This is a genomic window from Kitasatospora sp. MBT63 (assembly GCF_000710465.2).
Taxonomy (GTDB): domain Bacteria; phylum Actinomycetota; class Actinomycetes; order Streptomycetales; family Streptomycetaceae; genus Kitasatospora.
The window spans coordinates 1-2639 of the sequence record NZ_JAIZ01000527.1; the positions used below are offsets into that span (position 1 = coordinate 1).

3 protein-coding genes and 1 pseudogene are annotated in these 2639 nt (G+C 74.5%); all 4 read right to left on the reverse strand.

Features of this window, described 5'->3' with window-relative positions; translation table 11 throughout:
- Nucleotides 1–19: 19 nt before the first annotated feature.
- Complete coding sequence (locus AA75_RS28375) at nucleotides 20–604, reverse strand: ATP/GTP-binding protein (RefSeq protein ID WP_033823131.1); 585 nt, start codon at nucleotides 602–604, stop codon at nucleotides 20–22.
- Complete coding sequence (locus AA75_RS28380) at nucleotides 585–1037, reverse strand: DUF742 domain-containing protein (RefSeq protein WP_033823132.1); 453 nt, start codon at nucleotides 1035–1037, stop codon at nucleotides 585–587. Before AA75_RS28380 ends, AA75_RS28375 begins: the two co-directional genes overlap by 20 nt.
- Before the next feature lie 142 nt (nucleotides 1038–1179).
- Nucleotides 1180–1593 carry a roadblock/LC7 domain-containing protein gene (locus AA75_RS28385; protein WP_030057391.1) on the reverse strand — a complete coding sequence of 138 codons (414 nt, stop codon included), beginning with the start codon at nucleotides 1591–1593 and terminating at the stop codon, nucleotides 1180–1182.
- Between the two features lie 10 nt (nucleotides 1594–1603).
- A pseudogene (locus AA75_RS51045) lies at nucleotides 1604–2639 on the reverse strand (hypothetical protein); the annotation flags it as partial.

Here is a 2639-nt window from a genome sequence, read left to right on the forward strand (position 1 = left end):
GCGAGGAGTGGGCCCCTCCTCACCGGAGGCGGGCGAGGAGGGCGTGTTCGACCAGGGTGATCAGGGCGCTCTTGGCGCTGTCCCGGCGTCGGGCGTCGAGGGCGATGATCGGGGTGTCGGGGCCGAGCTGGAGTGCTTCGCGGACTTCTTCGGGGGTGTGCGGTTGGTGGCCTTCGAAGCCGTTGAGGCCGACGACGAAGGGCAGTCCGCTGTTCTCGAAGTAGTCGAGGGCGGGGAAGCAGTCGGCGAGGCGGCGGGTGTCGACGAGGACGACGGCGCCGATGGCGCCGCGGACGAGGTCGTCCCACATGAACCAGAAGCGGTCCTGGCCGGGGGTGCCGAAGAGGTAGAGGATCAGGTCCTCGTCGAGGGTGATGCGGCCGAAGTCCATGGCGACCGTGGTGGTCGTCTTGCCCGCGGTGTGGGTGAGGTCGTCGATGCCGGCGCTGGCGCTGGTCATGACGGCTTCGGTGCGCAGCGGGTTGATCTCGGAGACCGCACCGACGAGGGTGGTCTTGCCCACGCCGAAGCCGCCCGCGACGACGATCTTCGCCGAGGTGGTGGCGCGGCTGGGGGCGGCCGCGTTAGAGCTTGCGAAGTCCACTGAGGACCCTTTCGAGCAGCGTGACGTCAGGCGTACCGCCCGACTCGCCCGCAGCGGCGGGCTGGTGGATGGCGACCAGGCCGGCTTCGGCCAGGTCTGCGACGAGGATCCGGGCGACCCCGAGCGGCACCCCGGCGAGCGCGGAGATCTCCGCGACCGACTTGACCTCGCGGCACAGCCCGACGATCCGGGCGTGCTCCGGCAGCAGGCCGCCGGTCCGCTCGGCGTTGCCGGTGGTCGAGATCAGTGCCTCGATCGCCAGCTGGTAGCGGGGCCGGGTCCGGCCGCCGGTCATCGCGTACGGGCGGACCAGCGGCTGCTGCTCGTAGCCGTCGGACTGCTGGCCACCGTAGCCGCCGCCGGCCTGCTGGCCGCCGTAGCCACTGCCGTACCCGCTGCCGTACGAGCCGGCGGGTGTCGGGGGCGGGGTCATGAGTCCTCCTTGTGCTGCAGCCGTCGCTGGCGGCTGTCAGCCGGCACTGGCCGGCTGAGGCGGGGTCAGTCGCCTCGCGGCGACCGGGGTTCGTGTGCCGGGCCCGGGACGGGCGGCCCGGCACGGGGCGCGGTTGACTACCTCAATGCAGGAGACTGCCCTGGAGTTCCGCGCGCAGCGCGGGGGTGAGGACGGCTCCGGCGCGGTCGACGAGGAGGGCCATCTCGTAGCCCACCAGACCGATGTCGGAGTCGGGGGAGGCGAGGACGGCCAGGGCCGATCCGTCGCTGACCGCCATCAGGAACAGGAAGCCCCGCTCCATCTCGACGACGGTCTGGTTGACCTCGCCGCCCTCGAAGATCCGGCTGGCGCCGGAGGTCAGCGAGGTCAGCCCGGAGGCGACCGCGGCGAGCTGGTCGGCGCGGTCCCGCGGGAAGCCCTCGGACATGCACAGCAGGAGACCGTCGGCGGAGACCACCACCGTGTGCGACACCCCGGGGGTGTTGTCCACGAAATTGGTGATCAGCCAGTTCAGGTTCTGTGCGGCCTGGCTCATCTGACTCAACTCAACGCTCCTGGTGCTCGGGGCCGAAGCCATAGGTGCCATCGGCGTTGCGCTGCCCGTCATGACCGGGACGGTTGCCGCGTGCCGCGCCGCCGAAGCCGTCGAATCCCTGCTGGCCCTGGCCCTGGGCGGCGCCCGGGGCCTGGCCGGCCGCCGGACCGGTGCCCGCCTGCCGGCCCTGCTGGATGCCGCGGCGCAGGTTGGTCAGCCGGCCGCGCACCTCCTCGGGGCTGCGGGAGACCTGCGGACCGGTCAGCGGGGCGGACTCCGCCGTGCCGGACACCAGGTTCGCCTGCGGGGTGCGGCGCGGGAGCCCGGAGGTGGTGAGACCACCCGTCGAGGGCTCGCGCAGCTGCTCGGCCCGCCGCCAGCGCTCGTCGTTGGCCGACGGGCGCCACGGGGCCTCCGGCTGCTGCGGCGCCTGCTGCTGCGGCCGGGCCTGGCCCTGCGGCTGCTGCCGCGCCTGGCGCTGCGGGGCCGGACGGCCCTGCTGCGGGTGACCCTGCTGCGGGTTGCCCTGCGGGGCGATTCCGGGGGCCGAGGTGCCCGGGCGCTGCGGCTGGTAGGCCTGCGGGCGCTCGCCGGCCTGCTGACGGACCCACTGGGTGTCCTCGGGGCCCGGGCCGGTCGGCAGGGCCATCGGCTGCGGGCGCTCGGCGGCCTGGCGCTGCGCGGCCGGGGCCTGGCCCGGCTGCTGGTACGCCTGCTGGGCCTGGTCCTGCTGCGGCTGGCCGACCGGTCCGGGGACGTTGGGAAGCACCGGCTCGACCAGACCGAGACCCAGCGGGTCACGCGGGTCGATGTCGCTGGCCTCGAACCGGGGACGGGCGAACTGCGCGGTGGACTCGGCCGCGCTCTCGGCGGAGGCCTGCGGCAGCTGCTGCGGCTGCTGCTGCGGACGGCCCTGCGGGGCCGGCTGGCCCTGGGGGCCTTGCGGGCGGCGCGGAGCCAGGCCGCCGCGGGCGGCGGGGCCGCCGGCCTGGGCCTGGTCGGCCCGGCCGTGCTGCGGACGCTCACCGAACAGGCCCGGGTTCTCG